This window comes from Streptosporangium sp. NPDC002544 (assembly GCF_040295965.1).
Lineage (GTDB): Bacteria > Actinomycetota > Actinomycetes > Streptosporangiales > Streptosporangiaceae > Streptosporangium.
The window spans coordinates 406420-425846 of record NZ_JBEOWJ010000002.1; the positions used below are offsets into that span (position 1 = coordinate 406420).

The 19427-nt window shown below is 69.1% G+C and carries 13 protein-coding genes; 9 read left to right on the top strand and 4 right to left on the bottom strand.

Annotated elements, in window-relative coordinates:
* Positions 1–1257 carry an alpha/beta fold hydrolase gene (locus ABT061_RS04650; protein ID WP_350912630.1) on the top strand — a complete coding sequence of 419 codons (1257 nt, stop codon included), beginning with the start codon at positions 1–3 and terminating at the stop codon, positions 1255–1257.
* Positions 1258–1536: 279 nt separating this feature from the next.
* Positions 1537–2847, top strand: a complete 1311-nt coding sequence (locus ABT061_RS04655; protein ID WP_350912632.1) for a M64 family metallopeptidase — start codon at positions 1537–1539, stop codon at positions 2845–2847.
* Positions 2848–2974: 127 nt separating this feature from the next.
* On the opposite strand, the gene ABT061_RS04660 is transcribed toward ABT061_RS04655, so the two are convergent.
* On the bottom strand, positions 2975–3949 hold the full coding sequence (locus tag ABT061_RS04660; protein ID WP_350912634.1) for a M64 family metallopeptidase: 975 nt from the start codon (positions 3947–3949) through the stop codon (positions 2975–2977).
* 184 nt (positions 3950–4133) lie between these two features.
* On the bottom strand, positions 4134–4469 hold the full coding sequence (locus tag ABT061_RS04665; RefSeq protein WP_350912636.1) for a winged helix-turn-helix transcriptional regulator: 336 nt from the start codon (positions 4467–4469) through the stop codon (positions 4134–4136).
* Positions 4470–4654: 185 nt separating this feature from the next.
* Here ABT061_RS04665 and ABT061_RS04670 point away from each other — a divergent pair, with 185 nt between their 5' ends.
* The 4 genes from ABT061_RS04670 to ABT061_RS04685 all read left to right on the top strand — a co-directional run bounded on the left by ABT061_RS04670 (position 4655) and on the right by ABT061_RS04685 (position 7609).
* Positions 4655–5614 carry an NAD(P)-dependent oxidoreductase gene (locus ABT061_RS04670; RefSeq protein ID WP_350912638.1) on the top strand — a complete coding sequence of 320 codons (960 nt, stop codon included), beginning with the start codon at positions 4655–4657 and terminating at the stop codon, positions 5612–5614.
* A 2-nt stretch (positions 5615–5616) separates the two neighbouring features.
* The gene (locus tag ABT061_RS04675; protein ID WP_350912640.1) at positions 5617–6501 is read left to right on the top strand and encodes an NAD(P)-dependent oxidoreductase; all 885 of its coding nucleotides are present in this window, start codon (positions 5617–5619) and stop codon (positions 6499–6501) included.
* Positions 6502–6713: 212 nt separating this feature from the next.
* Positions 6714–7280: a DUF5994 family protein gene (locus ABT061_RS04680; protein ID WP_350912643.1), complete on the top strand. Its 567-nt coding sequence runs from the start codon at positions 6714–6716 to the stop codon at positions 7278–7280.
* Positions 7277–7609 carry an STAS domain-containing protein gene (locus ABT061_RS04685; RefSeq protein WP_350912645.1) on the top strand — a complete coding sequence of 111 codons (333 nt, stop codon included), beginning with the start codon at positions 7277–7279 and terminating at the stop codon, positions 7607–7609. Before ABT061_RS04680 ends, ABT061_RS04685 begins: the two co-directional genes overlap by 4 nt.
* A 33-nt stretch (positions 7610–7642) precedes the next feature.
* On the opposite strand, the gene ABT061_RS04690 is transcribed toward ABT061_RS04685, so the two are convergent.
* Positions 7643–8929 (bottom strand): hydroxyacid-oxoacid transhydrogenase, encoded by a 1287-nt coding sequence (locus ABT061_RS04690; RefSeq protein ID WP_350912647.1) that lies wholly within the window; start codon positions 8927–8929, stop codon positions 7643–7645.
* Positions 8930–9181: 252 nt separating this feature from the next.
* Here ABT061_RS04690 and ABT061_RS04695 point away from each other — a divergent pair, with 252 nt between their 5' ends.
* Positions 9182–9763, top strand: a complete 582-nt coding sequence (locus ABT061_RS04695; protein WP_350912649.1) for a hypothetical protein — start codon at positions 9182–9184, stop codon at positions 9761–9763.
* 170 nt (positions 9764–9933) lie between these two features.
* Here the strand turns inward: ABT061_RS04695 and ABT061_RS04700 are convergent, their stop codons facing one another.
* On the bottom strand, positions 9934–10497 hold the full coding sequence (locus ABT061_RS04700; RefSeq protein ID WP_350912651.1) for a TetR/AcrR family transcriptional regulator: 564 nt from the start codon (positions 10495–10497) through the stop codon (positions 9934–9936).
* A gap of 110 nt (positions 10498–10607) precedes the next feature.
* Here ABT061_RS04700 and ABT061_RS04705 point away from each other — a divergent pair, with 110 nt between their 5' ends.
* Both ABT061_RS04705 and ABT061_RS04710 read left to right on the top strand, forming a co-directional pair.
* A complete protein-coding gene (locus tag ABT061_RS04705) occupies positions 10608–11396 on the top strand; it encodes an oxidoreductase (protein ID WP_350912653.1) in 789 nt (262 codons plus the stop codon).
* A 623-nt stretch (positions 11397–12019) separates the two neighbouring features.
* Positions 12020–19354 carry a LamG-like jellyroll fold domain-containing protein gene (locus tag ABT061_RS04710; RefSeq protein ID WP_350912655.1) on the top strand — a complete coding sequence of 2445 codons (7335 nt, stop codon included), beginning with the start codon at positions 12020–12022 and terminating at the stop codon, positions 19352–19354.
* The last annotated feature ends 73 nt before the right edge of the window (positions 19355–19427 follow it).

Sequence of the window (19427 nt, forward strand, 5' to 3'; positions counted from 1 at the left end):
ATGCCAGTGACCTACCGCCGTTCCGGCCTCGTCTTCACCGATCACACGATCACCGTCCCGCTGGACCACTCCAGCCCGGACGGGGCGACGATCGAGGTGTTCGCGCGGGAGGTGGTCGCGGCGGGGCGGCAGGGGGACGACCTGCCGTGGCTGCTGTACCTGGAGGGCGGCCCCGGCCACAGTGCCCCCCGCTCGCCGGTCGGGTGGCTGCACCGGGCCACCAGGGAGTACCGGGTGCTGCTGCTGGACCAGCGCGGCACCGGGCGCAGCACTCCCGCCAACCGGCAGACCCTGGCCGGCCTCGACGACCCCGCCGCCTACCTGCGCCATTTCCGGGCCGATGCCATCGTCAGGGACGCCGAACTGCTTCGCGAGCGCCTTCTCGGGGACCGGCCGTGGAGCCTGCTGGGGCAGAGTTTCGGCGGGTTCTGCGCGCTGACCTACCTGTCGCTGGCCCCCGAGGGGCTGCGCGAGGTCATGATCGCGGGTGGGCTGCCGCCGCTGGCCGACCGGCCCGAGGACGTGTACCGGGCGGCCTACCCCCGCGTCCTGGCGCACAACGAGCGGTTCTTCGCCCGCTATCCCGGTGACCTGGCGATCGCCCGTCAGGTGGCCGACCACCTGCAACGGCAGGAGGTGTTCCTGCCCGGCGGGGAGCGGCTGACCCCGCGGCGCTTCCAGACCCTCGGGATCACGTTCGGCACGGAGAGCAGGTTCGACACACTGCACCATCTGCTGGAGGAGGCGTTCGCCGGTGAGAAGGAGCTGTCCGACGTCTTCGTGCGCCGGGTGGACGCGCTGGTCTCCTACGCCGAGCACCCGCTGTACGCGCTGCTGCACGAGGCGTCCTACTGCCAGGGCGGGGCCTCCAACTGGGCCGCGCACCGCGCGCTGGGCGAGTTCCCCGAGTTCGATGTGGAGCAGGGCGGCCCCGTCCGGTTCTTCGGCGAGATGATCTTCCCGTGGTTCTTCGACGAGGACCCGGCGCTGGTCCCGCTGCGGGCCTGCGCCGAGGCACTGGCCGCCTGCGAGTCCTGGCCGCGCCTCTACGACCTGGACCGGCTGAGCGGCAACACCGTTCCGGTGGCGGCGGTGATCTATCACGACGACCTGTACGTGGACCGCGACAGCTCCCTTCGCACCGCGAGCACGGTGCGTGACCTGACTTCCTGGATCACCAACGAGTATGCCCACGACGGGTTGAGGGTCTCGGGCGAGACCGTGCTGGACCGGCTCATCGCGATGGTCCGCCGGTGAGCCTGGGGACATGACGGGGGCTCGGCCTCCCGTGCCTTCCGGTGGCGTACGAGCGTCGATCGCCTTTCGCGGAGATGAGCCCTTTTCCATAACCCGTGGGTTATGGAAAAGGGCTCATCGTGTATATCTCAACTGCCCATAACCCACCGGTTATGAACAGCCTTGACCTGCGGCTCCCCGGCCGGTACGAACGGGCCGACAAGCTCGACACTCTCGCGTGATCACCCCGTTATCCGACACCGGTGACAATCTGCGGCATTCCCCAAGCAAGGAGAACCCGTGCGCAGATCGTCCGTGGTGGTCGCCACGCTCATGGTCATGGCGTGTCTGTCGACCGGTCCGGCTCACGCCGAGGATCCGGGCCAGACGCGAAAGGTCGAGGTCTTCGGCGAGCACGCCCCCCAGGGCTACACCGAGGTTCCGGTGGAGAGCGGCGACAAGGCGAGGGGCCTGGCCGTGCCGTCCGCCACGGTGACGCCGATCGAGGTCAACGGCCCCAGTGACAAACGCATCGACCTGGTCTACCTCGGCGACGGTTTCACCGAGGACGAGCAGGACGCCTACACCGCCCAGGTGGCCAACAGCTGGAACATCCTGGTCCAGCGCGAGCCGTTCAAGAGCTACCGCAAGCTGTTCAACGTCTGGCAGGTGAACGTCGTCTCCAACGAGTCCGGCGTCGACAACGACCCGGTCAAGGGGGTGCGGAAGGACACCGCGCTGGGCGGTGAGTACTGGTGCGAGGACCTGGAGCGCCTGGTCTGCGTGGACATCCCCACCGCCCAGTCCTACGCCGGGCTGGCCCCCGCCTTCGACCAGATCGCCGTCGTGGTCAACAGCCCCACCTACGGCGGTGCCGGCTACATCGAGGAGAACCTGGTCACCTTCTCCGGCGGGCACCGGAGCGGCCCGGAGATCCTGCCGCACGAGTTCGGCCACTCCATCGGCGACCTGGCCGACGAGTACCCCTACTGGGCCTACCCGGACGACGGCAGCACCTACACCGGCGACGAGCCGGTCGAGACCAACGTCTCTGTCCACAACGCCGGGCAGCAGACCGCGCGGCAGGCCAAGTGGTGGTACTGGCTGGGCGCCCAGACCCCCGACGGCGGCGTGATCGACACCTTCGAGGGCGGCGCCTACTACAACCTCGGCATCTACCGGCCCAGCGACAACTCGCTGATGCGCTCTCTGTACCGGGAGTTCAACCTGGTCGGCCGCGAGGAGATGGTCCGTACGTTCGTCGGCACGACCGGCCTGATCGACGACTCCACCCCGAGCGGCAAGGTCAAGCCGAACAGCACCCTGACGGTCACCCCGGTGGGCCTGCCGACCGTGTCCACCCGCTGGTTCATCAACGGCCACGAGATCACCGAGTGGGCGGGCAGGACCTCGGCGGTGGCTCTGACCAAGAAGCCCAAGGACCACGGAAAGCCCGAGGCGCCGTGGTGCGGGCACAAGGACCTGAAGGCCAAGAAGGGCGACTGCACCTACTCGGTGCAGGTCAGTGACTCCACCGACTTCGTGAGGAACTCCGCCTACAAGACGGACACCCTCACCCAGTCGATCACCTGGACGGTCGGCAAGCACTGACCGGAGGATCCTGCCACGCCCCGCTCGGGACGCGGCGGGACCGGATGGCGAAAGAACGGCGATCGCCGAAGGATGTTCCGCGGAAGCGGGCGTCCTTCGGCGATCGCGTGCGTTCAGCGCCGGGTCGTCATCCCGTCTTGGCGAGAATCGCCTTGGTCATCGCGTCGAGACCGATCAGGTTGAACTTCTTCCCGAGGGTGCGCATGATCGAGTTCTCCGACGGGCGGTAGATGCCGTACGCGTAGTCGGCGCCCCCCTGGTAGGCGCCGATCACGCCACCGTCGGGAGTGGCCTGACCCAGGTACTGGTACCACTTGCGCTTGCCCGAGGTGAGCTGCGCGGCGGTGTACTTCGAGACGTTCGCCGCCGACGGCTCGCCGCCGGTGTAGGTGGCGTTGAGGGTGGAGTACTCGTCCGCGAGGTTACCCATTGAATGTCCGAGCTCGTGCACCACGACCTGGCCGGAGCTCGCGTTGCCGCCCGAGGCGGTGGCGACGCCGCCACCCGCGCCGTACCCCGCACCGCCGTACTTGGTGCTGTTGCCCAGCGCCACCACCTGGTCGACACCGGGTGCCAGCGCGGCGTAGGACTTGGCGGTGGCGGTGTTCACGCAGAGCAGGCGCTCGATTCCCGAGCACCAGAACCCCATTCCGAGCGCGGTGTTCCTGCTGACGCCCTGGGTGGGGTCGTTGTCGACGCCCGACTGGCTGGAGACGACGTTGACCATCCACACGTTGAAGGAGTTCTTGTAGGTGCTGAACGGTTCGACGGCGGTCATCTCGGCCCACTTGCTCGCGGCGTGGGCCTGGAAGGTGGCGATCTCGGCGGAGGTGTAACCGTCGCCCACGAAGACCAGGTCGAAGCGCTGGGAGGAGGGGCCCGTCTGCTGCAGGGCGGTGACCGTGGCGGTCGGCGCGGCGCGCGGGGCGGGAGGCACCTGCCGCTTCGGGATCTCGACCTGCTGGATCGTGCCGTCGGGGGAGAAGACCTCCACCCGCTCGGTGGATCCCGGCGGGGACGGTTCGGCGGCGGCGGACGTTGGTGTGGCGAGGAAGGCGATGACGACCGGTACGAGCAGCGCCAGGCGGAGGGGGCGGGGCACGGCGTCTCCTTGGGGGTGAGCGCAGTGGATCTAGTGCCCACATCGTGATTTATCGCCATACGCCCAGATAATCCCTTTTCGAGATAACCCTCCCGTTATAGTGGTGAATCCTGAGCCCTCACCCCCTCCAGGTCGGGGACTCCGCCTCCGGTGACGGCCTGGAATGTGAGGGCGGCGGCAACTCTCAGTCGCGGGGGAGAGCCTCGATGGTCTCCAGATGCCTCTCGCCCCAGTCGCCGAGAGGGAGAAGCGCGGTGTTGAGCGAGTGGCCGAACTCGGTCAGCGAGTACTCCACCTTCGGCGGAACCTGGTGGTAGACCTCGCGGTGCACCAGGCCGTACGACTCCATCTCGCGGAGCTGCTGGATGAGCATCTTCTCGCTGATGCCGGACACCGACCGGTTCAACTCCCCGAACCGCAGCGGCTTGTTGTGGAGCGCCCACAGGATCAGTGCCTTCCACTTACCGCCCACGACGTCGACGGCGGCATCGAGCCCGCACGAATAGGTCCGCTTCTTCATTCGCGTTCTCCATACTTACAAAAAGGTTAGTACCTGACAAAATAGTAGGTACTTGAGGAAAATTCAGCAGAGCGCCAGCATCGAAACGTCCCAGCCGGGGTCACGAAGGGCCCGGGACTGGGACGTTCGCATGCCGACATCTGATGAAAGCGGGGGAGAGAATGACGGTCGCCAGCCGATCGCCGGTGACAGTTCTCGGTCTGGGCGCGATGGGAAGAGCACTGGCCGGGGCGTTCCTGGACAACGGCCATCCCACGACCGTGTGGAACCGTACCGATGGGAAGAGCGCGGAACTCGCCGGCCGTGGCGCGACCGTGGCCGCCACAGTCGCCGACGCGGTCGCCGCGAGCCCGATCGTGGTGATCTGCGTACTGGACTACGACGCCGTAAGCGATGTTCTCCGCGGTTTCAGCGCCTCGGGAATCCCCGGCAGGCCGGCGGGCATCCTGGTCGGCCGGACGCTGGTGAACCTCACCAACGGCACCCCTCGCCAGGCGCACGAGATGGCCCGATGGGCGGCCACGCACGGTGCGAACTACCTGGACGGCGGCATCATGGCGGTGCCTCCGATGATCGGGAGCACCGGGTCGCTCGTCCTCTACAGCGGATCGCCCGAGGTCTTCACCGCCCACGAGCGGACCCTCGCCGCACTCGGCACCTCCACTCACCTGAGCGCCGATGTGGGCAGGGCGTCGCTGTACGACATCGCGCTGCTCAGCGCGATGTACGGCATGTTCGGTGGCTTCTTCCACGCCGTCGCCATGGTCAACTCCGAGAAGGTCCCGGCGACGGAGTTCACGCCCCTGGCGGTCTCATGGCTCACTGCCATGATCACCAGCCTTCCCGCGATGGCGAAGGCGGTCGACTCGGGCGACCACTCCGCGACGGACTCGAATCTGCGGATGCAGGCGTTGGCCTACGTCAACCTGCTGGAGGCCAGCAGGGACCAAGGGGTCAGCACCGAACTGGTGGAGCCCATGCGAGCACTGCTCAACCGGGGAGTCGCTGCGAACAGGGGCAACGGCGACCTCTCAGGGCTGATCGACCTGCTCCACACGAGTCCGGTGAGAAACCTCAGAACCGATGACCTGCTCCACTCGGATTCCGTGGGGGACAACGAATCGACCGACTTCGGATCGGAGTAAAAATGACACACGACCACCCCACCCCGGTGACAGTTCTGGGCCTGGGTCCGATGGGGCAGGCGCTGGCGGGCGCGTTCCTCGGGAACGGCCACCCCACGACCGTGTGGAACCGTACGGCCGCCAAGGCCGACGCCCTCGTCGCCCGGGGCGCGGTCCGCGCGGACACGGTCGCCGACGCGATCGCGGCGAGCTCGCTGGTGATCGCCTGTGTGATCGACTACGACGCGGTGAGCGCGATCATCGATCCCTCGGTAGACGCGCTGAAGGCCCGGACCCTGGTCAACCTCACGGCCGACACGCCGGAACGCGCACGCCGGATGGCCGACTGGGCCGCCGGTCACGGCGTCGACTACCTCGACGGCGCCATCATGACCCCGACGCCGACCATCGGCGGGCCGGCGGCGGTCGTCCTGTACAGCGGACCTGAAGAGCTCTACCAGGCCCATCGGCCCGCGCTGGCGAGCCTGGGCGGCACCGCCACCTACCTCGGCGCGGATCCCGGGCGGGCGGCGGCCCACGACGTGAGCCTGCTCGACCTCTTCTGGACGTCCATGAGCGGCCTCGTCCACGCCTTCGCCCTGGCCGGCGCGGAGGGCATCTCGGCCAGGGACCTCGCCCCGTTCGCCAAGGGGATCGGCGCCCTGCTCCCCGATCTCATCGACGAGTTCGCCCGCTACGTCGACGACGGCCACCACCCGGGCGACCAGTCCAACATCCTGTCGTCCGACGCGGGGATGGCGCACATCATCCACGCGGCCCAGAGCAGGGGCATCGACACCGGCGTGCTGAGCGCCGCCAGGGCCGTCACGCGACGCGCGATCGACGCCGGTCACGGCGACGACAGCTTCTCGCGCCTGGCCGAGGTGCTCGGGAGGCCGACACCGTAAAACGCGCTCGAAGAGGGGGCGGCCCGCCACGACCGGCTCTGATGATGGCGCCGCCCCCACCGGAACGATCACCGTCCAGGCCCGGCCGGAGTGGAAAGCAGGCGTAGAGTAGGAGATACCGAGGACATTTCGTACGTTGGCATTCAGGTCGACGTCGCCCAAGGCGATAGGCGAATCCGGTCCTCCTACGGGCCGAGACGGGCCGGGCGATCATGACGCAGGCGCTTCTTTCCCACAGCACACCGCTCACCGACGAGGCACGTCTGAGTCTGGATCCCACCCTCGGCCGCAGGGGCGCCGTGGACGGGGCCTGGTGGCCACACTCCCAGGACGCGGCGGTGGAACTGCCAGACCTCATCGCCGCCGTCGACCGGCGGCTGGACCGGCCCGTCAGGCGGGTGGGTCTGCCCCTGGGGTCCTGGGACGACATCCCGCACCGTGTCGCGGCCCCCGGCCGCCAGGTCAAGGTGGGCTGGTTCCGCAACATGGACCCACACGTGGTCACCCTGATCTGCGAGGCCATGGAACCCGTCAACCTGCTGGTCATTCCACCCGGCACCGAGAGCGGCACGGCCGCGCACGCGCTCACCCTGGCCACCAGGTGCGCGGGCGCCACCCGCCCGACCGACATCCTCACCGCCGCGGCCTCCTCGGACGTCAGCTCGATCGCCCGGGATGACAGCCGGGCCGTCTGGGAGGACGAGGGCGGACAGATCGCCGGCTGCGCACCGGCTGCCGGTCACCAGGGCCCGGATCCTCGCCGAGAGGAGACCTCATGACCATCCTGAAAACCCGAGCCTCCTGCGGAGTGGGGCCCCAGGCCGTCGCCCCCGCCGCCACGGTCATCCATCTGCACGGCGAGATCGACGTCTTCACCAGCGCGGCGCTGCGCGAACGGCTGCTCCGCGCGTTGCGGCGCGGAGCGAATCCGCTCATCCTCGACCTGTCCGGGGTGTCGTTCTTCGACACCTCGGGGCTGGCCGTACTGGTCGGCATCCAGCGCCGCGCCAGATCGCTCGGAGTCACCTTCGAGCTGTCCGCGCCTCGTCACCAGACGGCGGACCTGCTACGGGTCACCGGCCTGGACCGCACCTTCACCATCCGCTGAACGTCGGTCGAGTCCTCTGGGGGAGGATCCCCTTCACCAGAGGACGATGGAGCGGGTCAGGATCTTGGTGAGGTCGTCCTCGGTGACCGGCCGGGGGGCGGTGCTGAGCAGGCGCTGCTGCTTCATCGCGCCCTCCGCCAGCGCGGGGACGTCCGCCTCGGTGTAGCCGACGCCGCCGATCCCGCAGGGGAGGCCGATGTCGCGCATCAGCCTGGTCAGCACGCCGGGCAGGTACTCGGAAAGGTCGTCGGGCCTGGCGGCGGACGGGTCGAGCAGCTCGGCCGCGCGCAGGTGCCGCTCCGGCTGCGCCTCGAAGGTGAACCTGAACGCCTCGGGAGCGGTCAGCGCGACGGCCATGCCGTGCGGCACCATCGGCTCGCCCGCCGGGTAGCCCTCGGGGTGGAAGTCCCTGACCCGCCCGGCGATCGGGTAGGCGTTGGCGTGCGGGATGTGCACGCCCGCGTTGCCGAACCCCAGTCCGGCGAACGTCGCCGCCAGCGCCATCCGTCCCCTGGCCTCGACGTCGTCCCCGTCGCGTACGGCGGTGCGGAAGGACTGCGCGAGCAGCGCGATGGCGCGCTCGGACCACATGTCGGCCACCGGGTTCGAACCGCAGTAGGGCACCCGCTCCTCGGGGCGTTTGCGCTCGTATGAGGTGTACGGCCGGGCGGTGTAGCTCTCCAGGGCGTGGCAGAGGATGTCCATCCCGGCGGCCGCGGTGACCCCGGCGGGCTGGGTCATCGTCAGGTCGGGGTCGACGACGGCCAGCACCGGGCGGAGCCGGGCGTGGCTGATCCCGGTCTTCACCTTCAGGTCGAGCACGTCGAGCACGCAGATCGTGGTGCTCTCGGACCCCGTTCCGGTGGTCGTGGGCACCGCGACCAGCGGCTTGAGCGGCCGGGACGGGGCCAGGCCGCCGCCCACGGGCGCGTTGACGTAGTCCATCAGCTCGCCCGGGTTGGTGGTGAGCAGGTTGACCGCCTTGGCGGTGTCGATGCTGGAGCCGCCCCCGATGGCGACGAAGGCGTCCCACGGCCCGGAGGCGCAGGCGTGTTCGATGGCCGCCAGCAGGCTCTCGTCCGTCGGCTCGACGCGCACGCCCTCGTAGACGCTCGCCTCCATGCCGAACCCGGAGAGCTGCTCGGCGATCCGCTGTGGCGCGCCGGTCGCGGCCACCCCGGGGTCGGTGATGACGAGGACGCGCCGGACGCCGTACTGCCCGAGGTCGAAGCCGATCTCGGCCGAGGCGCCGGAGCCGAACTTCAGGGCGGGGGCGCCGTAGGTGAAGACGGACTCGGGATTGCCCGGAGTACTGAACACGCCCGGCTCCTCTCTCGCTGATCTTAGGAATGTCACGGGAGAGCCGTAAGAGGTACTCCGTGACACTTGATGCCCATTTCTCCGTCTACCGCCCCTGGATCTCGCTGATCTTCCCGGTGGGGTCAGAAGGTCTTGGTACCGACTTCTACGATTGCCGACACGTTCCCAGGCGGCACCCCAAGTGGTGATATCTGCCCTTATGGCAAGAGGAATGCATGCAAACGGCAAGCCGTCCTCACTAGCATCGCCGCCATGATGAAAAGAATGATCGCGGTGACCGCTGTCGCCGGAGCCGTCGTGCTGGCGGCCCAGCTTCCCGCGTCCGCGAGCTCCTCCACCGCGCTGCTCCGGCTGCGCGGCGGTTTGACGCTGGAGATCCCGAATTCCTGGCGGGTGTACGGGACCGCGGACCAGGTCCGGGTGGTGACCGGTGCCTGCGCGCGGCCCAACGGCGGCTACTTCCAGCCCAGGTGCGACAGCTTCTGGGTCATCGGGCCGAAGGCCCTCAAGACCGGCGCCGAGGGCTTCGGGCGCTACAACCCCGACCAGGGGCCGTTCTACCCGGCGTCCGACGTGGTGCCCTGCGCGACCAACCCCAAGTACGGCCAGGTCCTCGGCAAGGCGATCGCGGTCGGCTACCGCAACATCGGGGTGGCCCACAAGGCGCACTACCGGGTGTGGCCCGGCCGGTGCGTGACGTACACCGGCGGTGAGCAGAAGTCGACGTTCAACCAGCGTGAGTGGTACCTGCCCCAGTCGAAGATCCTCATCGTCGACCAGTGGGCCACCCCGGGCCTGGCCACCATCCTGAAGAACGCGGTCTGGGACAACTGACCGTCAGACCCGCCACCTGAAACCGGGCCGGCCTGCCCGCCCCTCGATCGCGGGCAGGCCGACCAGCCGCGACTCCCGCCCGCCGTCGCCGTCGGGCCCCGGTACGCGTACGGCGGGCGTGCTCGCGGCGGACCATCGTGGTGGTACGGGCCAGGTGGCTCATCTGAAGATCATCGGTTGTGCTCGCCGAAACCGTGCAGCAGGGTGTCGACCAGGCGGGTGGCCAGGGCGTCGGCGTCCTGCCCCTCGTCCGGTCCCGTCGCCGCCTCGTGGATCAGGGCGTAGTAGACGCGGCGGGTCCAGTCGAGGTCGGCGTCCGCGCGGAGCAGGCCCGCGTCGCGTGCTCTGCGGAACATCTCGTCGCACCGCTCCCGGGCCACGGCGTACACGCGGGCGACCTCGGGGCCGGCCGAGGGGGTCCGGCTCATCGCGTACCCCCAGTTGATCTTGATGCGGAGCACGTTCGCGGTCACCTGGTGGAGTGTGACCAGGGGTGGGGCGGTGGTCGTGTAGGCCGACTCGACGGCCTCGGCGAACCGGTGCGTCGCCCACGCGGTCATCGCGTCGACGAGCGCGTCGCGCGAGGTGAAGCGGCGATGAACGGTCGTGCGGGCGACCCCGGCGGCCTCGGCGATCTGCTCCATGCTCGCGGCCGGATTCCGGCTGAGGACGCGTTCGGCCGCCTCCAGGATCGTTCGCACGGTCCGTTCCGTGTCCGAGCGCAGCTTGTTCACCCCGTAAGGCTACTTCAATGTCCCTCTTTGAGGATTACTTGCAACATATATGTTGCATGTCGTACCTTCGCTGCATCACAAGTGTTGCGAGTGGATGGGAAGGCTCTGTCATGGATCTGGGACTGAACGGCAAGACCGCGGTGGTGACCGGTGCCGGCAGGGGGATCGGCCTGGCGATCGTGCGGACGCTGACGGCCGAGGGAGCGCGGGTGGTCGCCGGAGCGCGCACGCTCACCGCCGAGTTGAAGGAGACGGGCGCGCTCGTGGTGGCCGCCGACCTGGCCACCGCGGAAGGGGTCACCGCACTGGTCGAGCACGCGGTCGGGGAACTGGGCGGGATCGACGTGCTGGTCAACAACGTCGGCGGCGGCGACGGGGCGGCGGGGCAGGCCGGAGGGTTCCTCGACTTCGACGACGAGCGGTGGCTGGGGTCCTACCAGCTGAACTTTCTCAGCGCGGTACGCGCCACCCGGGCCGCGCTGCCCAGCCTGATCGAGCGGGGCGGCGTGATCGTCAACGTCTCCTCCAACAGCGCCCGGCAGCCAAGCGCGGGACCGGTCCTCTACACGACCGCCAAGTCCGCGCTGACGGCGTTCGGAAAGGCGCTGAACGACGAGTTCGGGCCGAAGGGCGTGCGGGTCAACACGGTCTCGCCCGGACCGGTGCGGACCTCGCTGTGGGAGGGCCCGGCGAGTTACGGCGCGGAGCTCGCCAAAGCGATAGGGGTGCCGCACGAGGACCTGCTCCGGCTGCTGCCCGCGCAGATGGGCATGACGACCGGCCGGTTCGCCGAGCCCGCGGAGGTGGCCACGCTGGTCGCCTACCTGGCCTCACCGCTCGCGGCCAGTATCGCGGGAGCCGACTACCTGATCGACGGTGGCGCGATCAAAACGGCCTGACCGGTTACCCGAACCTCACCTGGTTCTGAAAAAGTGCGACCTACCAGTAATAACGTTTCGCGGGCAGGCTCGGTCGCGTGACGATAATCAACCGGCTGGACTACCGGCCGTTTCCCGAGGGCCCGCACAACTACAAAATCTCTGCGGAATCGGCCACAACGATGACCTGACAGCGGCGGGCCGCTTGGCGAGCCAGGCCAGGTACACCCGGACCCGGAGGCGTAGGTGCGGCGGGTGTCGGCCGACAGGCACCTCCTCCAGCGCGACGGCGTACTCGGCGAGGTGTCGTTTGTAGGTGGCAGGCAGCGGGGTGGGGCGGGCGCCGCGCCGCTTGGCGGGAACGTCGCCCGTTCCGGTCTCGGTGTTCTCGGAAGTTGCCGGCGGGGATTGTGACCCGGCCGGAGTTGGATTCCCGGAAGTCACCACCGGAGTGTACTTCCGAGAACCGGTCATTCTCAGAAGCCGCCCGAACGGGATCGCTGCCATTTCACCGCCGCGAGGCGCGATACCCGTTGGGGGCGGAGATAAAGCGATGAAGATGGCCGAATGCGGTCGCCGTGACCGCATTGATCCGAAATGCGATCGGGGTCAGTGTGAGTGGACTTCAGCTCACGGAGGTGGCTATGGCGGCTCAGGATTCCCTGCTCAAGGTCTACGGCGATCGTACGTACGCGCATGTGGCGATGGTCCGGCACCAGGGCATCACGGTGGCGTTCGCGATGGACTCGGCGCGCCGGATCGTCTACAACGTCCTGGACCTGGCCAGGCAGGATGCGGCCAAGGGGGAGACGGACGCCGCGTACTGGGCCGACAACCCCGCCGAGCTGCCGTTCTCGCGCGAGATCACCGAGGTCGGCTACAGCATCGCGGGCGCGACGGCGATGCCGACGGTCAAGCGGGGCGGCCGGATCGAGGCGGGGGCGGCCGAACAACTGGAACCCGACGAGATCGACACGTTCTTATCCACGACCGCGCGCCTGTCGGCGGCGGTCCCGTTCCAGGTGATCTCGGACGGCACCTACGTGGTGGTGCTACGGCAGTCGATCGGGGCTGCCCACGCCGACGCGGTGCACAAGCTGACCGGCGGCGGCTGCTCCGGCGACGCGGCCAGGACGGACTACGTGCTCAGCGGCGGCGCCAAGGTGCCGCTGGTGCGCGAGACGCTCTTATGCGACAGGTTCCTGCTGGTGGACGGCAAGCTCAAGCCGGTGCTGGAAGTGCGCTACCGGCGCAGCCGCCACGCCACGCGGCCCGACTCCTCCAACGACACGCTGGGCACCGAGGACATGGAGAACCGGCCGTTCTACGAGCCGACGAAGGAGCTGTCGTTCATCCGCAACCTGAGCGGCGGGCGGTTCGCGGCGGTGATGGTGCCGACCGCGATCAACGACATGTGGCGCTGGCAGCTCTTCGCGCACAACGACGCCACCGGCCGCGTCGACTGCTTCAACGTCGAGCGCGACGCCGACGGCGGGTTCAACACCCAGGGCACCCGCTACTACACCAGCCCCGACGCCAAGTACCGCGACTCCGTCTTCGAGCGCGCCCCTGGTAAGTGCCCGTTCACCGGTCTGGATCTGGTCCCGGTGGCGGGTGTCGCGGGGCACGCGGAGACCGCGCTGCTGCTGGACGGCACGGCCGGGCACGTGGACCTGGGCACTCCTGGAGCGCTCCAGTTCGGCGCCGGGCCGTACACGATCGAGGCGTGGATCAAGCCGTCGGCCTTCGACGGGACCGTGCTGGCCAAGGGCGCGGCCTGCCGGCTCGGGGTGCACGCGAACGGCACGGTGTTCCTCGCCCACAACAGCGCGCCCTGGTCGGTGGCCTCGGTCGAGCCGATCTCGCTGAACGAGTACACCCACGTGGCCGGGGTCTACGACGGAAGCAAGGCGACCGTCTTCGTCAACGGCCGGGCGAGCCAGAGCGTGAACCTGCCGTACCAGGCGGACCAGGCCGCACCGGTCCTGATCGGCGCGCAGAGCACCGCGGGGCAGCCGGGCAAGTTCTTTAACGGCGAGATCGACGAGGTACGCCTCTGGGACCGCGCCCGTACGACCGAGGAGCTGAGGCGGGAGCTGGGCCATCGCCTGATCGGCAACGAGTCGGGGCTGGTGGCGTACTACCGCTTCGACGAGGGGTCGGGCACGACCGCCTACGACCAGAGCGACCGCGCCGTCAACGGCACGCTCCGCGGCGGCGTGCGGTGGGTGGGCTCGCAAGCCCCGGTGGGCGACCACCCAGGCGTGCGCCGCGACAGCTTCTCCATCGCGGGCCGGAGCGTGATCTCCGGGATGGCCGCCGCCCTCTACCACCAGCAGCAGTCCGCCGCCGTCGGGTACGGCACCACCGCCAAACCGGCCAAGCGCCAGGCGCGACTACTGCTCGCCTTCACCACCAAGGCCGCCGCCGACTCCGGCGGCCAGGTGGCGACCGTGGACTTCGGCGTGGGCCGGGACGGACGGCTGGCCCAGGTGCCCGACATCCTGGACCTGCCGCTGATCGACCGCCCGAAGCAGAGCCAGGACCTGGACGCGATCGCCGCGCTGGAACAGAAGATCAAGACGCTCGAGGGTGAGGTGCTGGACCTGCCCCGGGAGATCGACCGGTTGACCAAGGCCGCCGGGAACATGCCCGCGCTCCAGAGCGCCTACGACGCGAAGGCCGCCCAGGTCGCCTACCTCCAGCGGATCGTCGACGGGTCCAAGGGCAACCTGGCGGCCTGGCGGTGGCGGCTGGAGTTGAAGGGGTCGCCCACCCGGCCGACCATCGCGATCAGGAGCGACCGCACCGACGACGGCGCGGAGCTGGTGAGAAACCCCGATTTCAACTCGCCCAGCAGCCTGTGGCTGTTCATCCGCCTTGGCAGCGTGACGTACAACGGCAACCCCGTCTATCAAATCCTCAACGTCCTATCGAATGGCCTCATGGCCGTGAACGGCGCGTCCACCACCGACATGGCGTGGATCATCCAGCAGCGCGGCACCAGCGGCGGCCCCTCACAGTTCGCCATGGAGAAGAACGGCGACCACGTCAGGCTCATCAACCTCAACAGCGGCCTCGCCGTCTCCTCGGAGGGCACCGGCAGCACCGTGGTCCAGACGCGGGCGGCCCTGACGCAGGATTCCGGGCTGATCAAGATGGTGCCCGTCAGCATGCTCAACGGCGTCGACACCGACCTGAAGAACGAGCAGATCGCGCTCGACAAGGCCCGCATCGCCCTGGAGGAGGCACGCACGGCGCAGATCAAACTGCCGGTGCTCCGCCGCGAACTGGCCGCCAAACTGATCGACCTGGACACGGCGCGCAACGAGCTCGCCCTGAAGACCGGCGGCGCCCAGGGCGCGACCGATCTGACGGTGGCCATGCCACTGCTGACCCTGGACCGCACCGGGCTGAGCTGCGCCGGCGCCCTGCTGGCCTTCGCCCGCTGCAACGACGCGCCCACCCTGCTGGACAGCGCCACCGGCAATGTCGTGCTCTACTTCCACGGCGTCAACGACCAGTTCTTCGCCGCCTACCTCGACACCTTCGTCATCCCCTCCACCCAGGAACTCCTCGTCAACGGCAGCGCGGTCGTCTTCACGGCCCGCGACGCGGCCCTCGACCTGGGCGCGCTCACCATCACGGTGAGCGACGGCGACGCGCCGGGCCGGTGCGACCTGACCATCTCCGGCGGCCGCGACGGCGAGACCTGGCGCTCGCTGCCGCGCGACACCGAGCGGCTGACCGCGGTACTGGCCGGAGCCTTGGGCGAGCCCGTCAGGCTCGGCACGGTGGCCAAGGTGAACGGCACGCAGGTGGAGCTGACCGAGCCCCTGACGGCCGTCGTGCCGAAGGCCGCCCACATCATGATCGGCTCGGACGGCTACAGCGCCGACGCGGACCACGCGGTGGGCGCCAAGAGCCTCACCCTGACCGCCGTCAAGCAGACGATCACACCCGGCGCGCTGGTCACCCTGGCCGTCTACGACTACCAGCGGGCCACCTGCGCCCGTCCCGGAGTGCCGCTGTCGGCGGGTTCGCGCCTGGTCCTCCTCACCGCGGGCACGGTCACCTCCCTCGCGAACGGGAGCGCCAAACGCCTGGTCACCGGGCACGCCTGCCGCTGGCGCGGCGAGATGCCCGGCCGCGCCTACTCCTTCGACGGCCGCCAGCAGCACCTGACACTGCCCGCCGCCCAACTGGAGCAGGTCACCACTCCCGGCGACCTGACCATGGAGGCCTGGGTGAACGCCTCGTCCATGACGGGTGCGGGGGCCAGGATCCTGCACGCCAACAGCGGGCAGTCGCAGTACACGCTGTCGCTCGCGGACGCCCCGCTGAACACCGCGAAGGTGTTCAACGGATCGGAATTCCTCGAACTGAGCAAGAACATCGAGCTGGCCGGGCGGGACTTCACGATCGAGCTGTGGGCACGGCGCGACCCCGGGCAGACCAACACCCAGCCGCTGCTGATCCACGGCAACCTGGGCGGAGTGCAGAATCAGACGCTGCACCTGCAGATCAACGGCGACAACACCAGCTACGGCTTCAGCTTCTACGGCGATGACCTCTACGTCACCCAGGGCTCCACGGACCTGGGATGGCACCACTGGGCGGCGGTGTACGAGCACGCCACCCGCACCCAGATCCTCTACATCGACGGCAACGAGGTCGGCCGCCGCGCCTCCAACGCCCCCTACACCGGGCGCGGCCCCCTGCTCCTGGGCGTCAAGCCCTTCGCCGGCCATTACCTGGCAGGCCAGATCGACGAGGTACGCGTCTTCAACCGCATACGCACCCCGTACGAGATCAGCAGCGAGCGCAACCAGCGGCTGTCGGGCCGCGAGCCCGGCCTGCTGGGCTACTGGACCTTCCCCGGCTCGTCGGCCGCAGCCTCCCCGATCAAGGGCTACCGGATGGTGGCCGGAGTCGGCAACCGCGTCTTCCGCAGCCAGGAGACCTTCCCCTGCGGCGAGTGGACGCACCTGGCCGCCGCCTTCCGGCAGTCCTGGGCCCTGCGGCTGGACGGCAAAGCCCACCTGGAGGTGGCCAAGGACGAGGCGCTGAACGTGGTCGAGGACCTGACCCTGGAGGTGTTCCTGCAGGCCGATCGGCTCGGCGGCACCATGGGCCTGGTCTCCAAGGGAGATCTGTACCTCTCCGGCGGTGTGCCGTACCAACTCAGCGTGCGGCCCGACGGCAAGCTGGAGTTCGCCTTCGAGGAGCCCGACGGCAAGGTCGTGCGCTACACCTCCACCCGCGCCATCGCCGCGCAGGCCTTCCACCGGGTGGCCGTCGTGCGCAAGGGCCGCCAGACGGAGACCTCCACCACCGCCACGACCCCGCCGGACACCCAGACCTGGGCGGACATCCGCTTCTACATCGACGGGCAACCGGCCGGCGCCGAGCGCTACACCGGCCCCGGAGCCCAGGGCAACGACAGCATCCTGACCATGGGCAAGACGGTGTCCGGCACCGCGTTCTCCGGCGTGCTGGCCGAGGTGCGCCTGTGGAACACGGCCCGCGAGGCGGCCCAGATCGGCCAGCCGGTCACCAGGCGGGAAAAGGGGCTGGTGGCCCGCTGGGCCTTCGAGGAGAACACCGGCAACGTCACCCTCGCCGCCGACGGCTCCTACCCGGCGCGCCTGCGCGGCACCCAGTGGGTGCGCGACCCCGATCCGATCGCCAGCCCGTTCCGCCTGTTCCGCAACGGCGTGCCGCTCGTCACCGAACCCGTCACGACCCCGGTCGACTATGGCGACCGGCAGCTCAGCCTGGCCGCCCGGCTGGCCGCCGGCGCGGTGACCGAGCCGTTCAGCGGCATGCTGGAGGAGGTCCGCCTCTGGCGCACGGCACGCACCGGGGAACAGATCCTCGACAACCTCTTCACCCGTCTCAAGGGCGACAAGAAGGACCTCATCGGCTACTGGCCCTTCGACCGCGACTCCACCGCCCTCACCGCCACGCAGGTCTATGACGAAGGACTGCGCGGCAACCACCTCGGTTTTCCCGCCGCGCGTCCGCGCCCGATGCTCTCCAACGCCCCCATCGCCACCGACACCGCCCAGGTACGCTCCGCGCTGGCCGCCATCCGCACCCCCTTCCACGACATGATCAGCGCCACCCCGGCCGTCGGCGAGTACGCCGACATGCAGCACACCGTCAAGGGCGAGCCGTTCGGCGTGCTCAAGCGCTGCTACGGCTACCTGCGCCAGGGCCGCTGGCACCTGGTGACCGGCTACAAGGTCGGCAACCTCGTCTCGGAGTGGGTGGGCCAGGCCCAGTTCGACCCGCAGCTCATCGGCTACATCGAGAGCGCCCCGCCGGTGCCGTCGGAGAACCTGACCGGCGCCAACTCCTTCGCCGGCGCCTCCACGGTGGAGTTCACCGAGGCCGACCAGGTCTCCTACAGCATGTCCTCCAACCGCAACAGCAGTGTCGACGCCTCCTACAAGGCGAAGTTCACCGGCGAACTGAACGCGAAAGTGATGATGATCACCGCACCGATGGGCGCCGGGGTCGCCAGGCCGATGATGGAGGTGACCTACAAGAACTCGTACTCGCTGAACTTGGAGTTCTCCAACGCCTGGTCGCAGGAGACCAAGCTCTCCCAGGGCCAGAACACCACCCGCGCAGCCAAACTGCGGCTCACCGGCCACCTGGAAGACCCCACCCAGCTGCTCAACGCCGCGGTCGGCCGCCGCTACGTGCCCGCCAATACGGGCTTCGCGCTGGTGCAGTCGGAGACGGCCGACATCTTCTCCCTGCGCCTGGCCCACACCGGCGCCCTGGTCGCCTACCGGATGGTGGCCAACCCCGACATCCCCAAAGACTGGAACATCATCTCCTTCCCGGTGAACCCCCGCTACACAAAGCAGGGCACCCTGGACGGCACGGTCGGCTTCGACGACAACGGCAAGGTCCGCGACCCCGACTACCCCGCCGCCGGCACCTACGGCTACCACAGCTTCTACAAGCCCGTCGAGGCGTACTCGCTCAAACGCCGCATCATCCGCGACCAGCAGCGGCTGCGCGCCTACTACGAGTCCATCTCCACCGAGACCCACGTCCCCGATCCGACGCACGCGCAGGCCCAGAAGCTCCTGCGGAAAATGGGCGTGACCGCCGACCCTCCCTCAGGAGGCGACCGCGACGCCGGCCGCAACTCCGCCCCCAGCGGCTACTCCCACCGCGACCTGGTCAACACCTACGTCTGGACGGCCAAGGGCGGCTTCTTCGCCGAGACCACCCAGGCCACCGACGCCGTCACCCAGACCCACAACGGCTCCTACAGCTTCAAGGGCAAGTTCGGCTTCGGCATGGAGGGCGGCCTCAAGGTCGAGGGCGCCGGCATGACCGCCGAGATGGACGCCTCCTTGGGCGGCAGCACCTCCGTGACCCGCTCCCGCGCCAAGGACGTCAGCCGCACCTTCGGCCTCACCGTCGACTGCGCCCCCTCCGGCGACCTGCAACGCTACGACAACGGCAAACCCGCCTTCACCCCCCAGGGCAAGCCCATCCTCGTCCCCGGAAAGGTGGACGCCTACCGCTTCCTCACCTTCTACCTGGGCGAGAGCAGCGCCAACTTCGACGACTTCTTCAACAAGGTCGTCGACCCGATCTGGCTCTCGAACAGCGCGGCCCCCGACGCCTCCGCCCTACGCCAGACCCGCCAGAGCACCGCCAAACCCCCTTGCTGGCGAGTCATGCACCGCGTCACCTTCATCAGCCGTCTCCTCCCACCCATCCCGGCCCCGGGCGCCCCCCCGATCGAACGCGCCATGCGCTCCGAAAACATCGCCAGCAACTACGAACTGATCCAACGCCTGGCCCCCTACACCCGCACCGCCACGGCAAGCAGTTCGGAACTCGCCAACGCCACCCGGGTCGCGCTCGCCAAGCACCTGCCCGAGCTGCTGCCGCACGCCGCCGAGGTCATCGACTACCTGATTGCTTACTACGGCCTCCAGGACTGACCCGCGCCTTCCAGCACTCAGCGGGTGCGGCCCGGCGATGACATGATCACGCCGGGCCGCACCCGCGACCGCG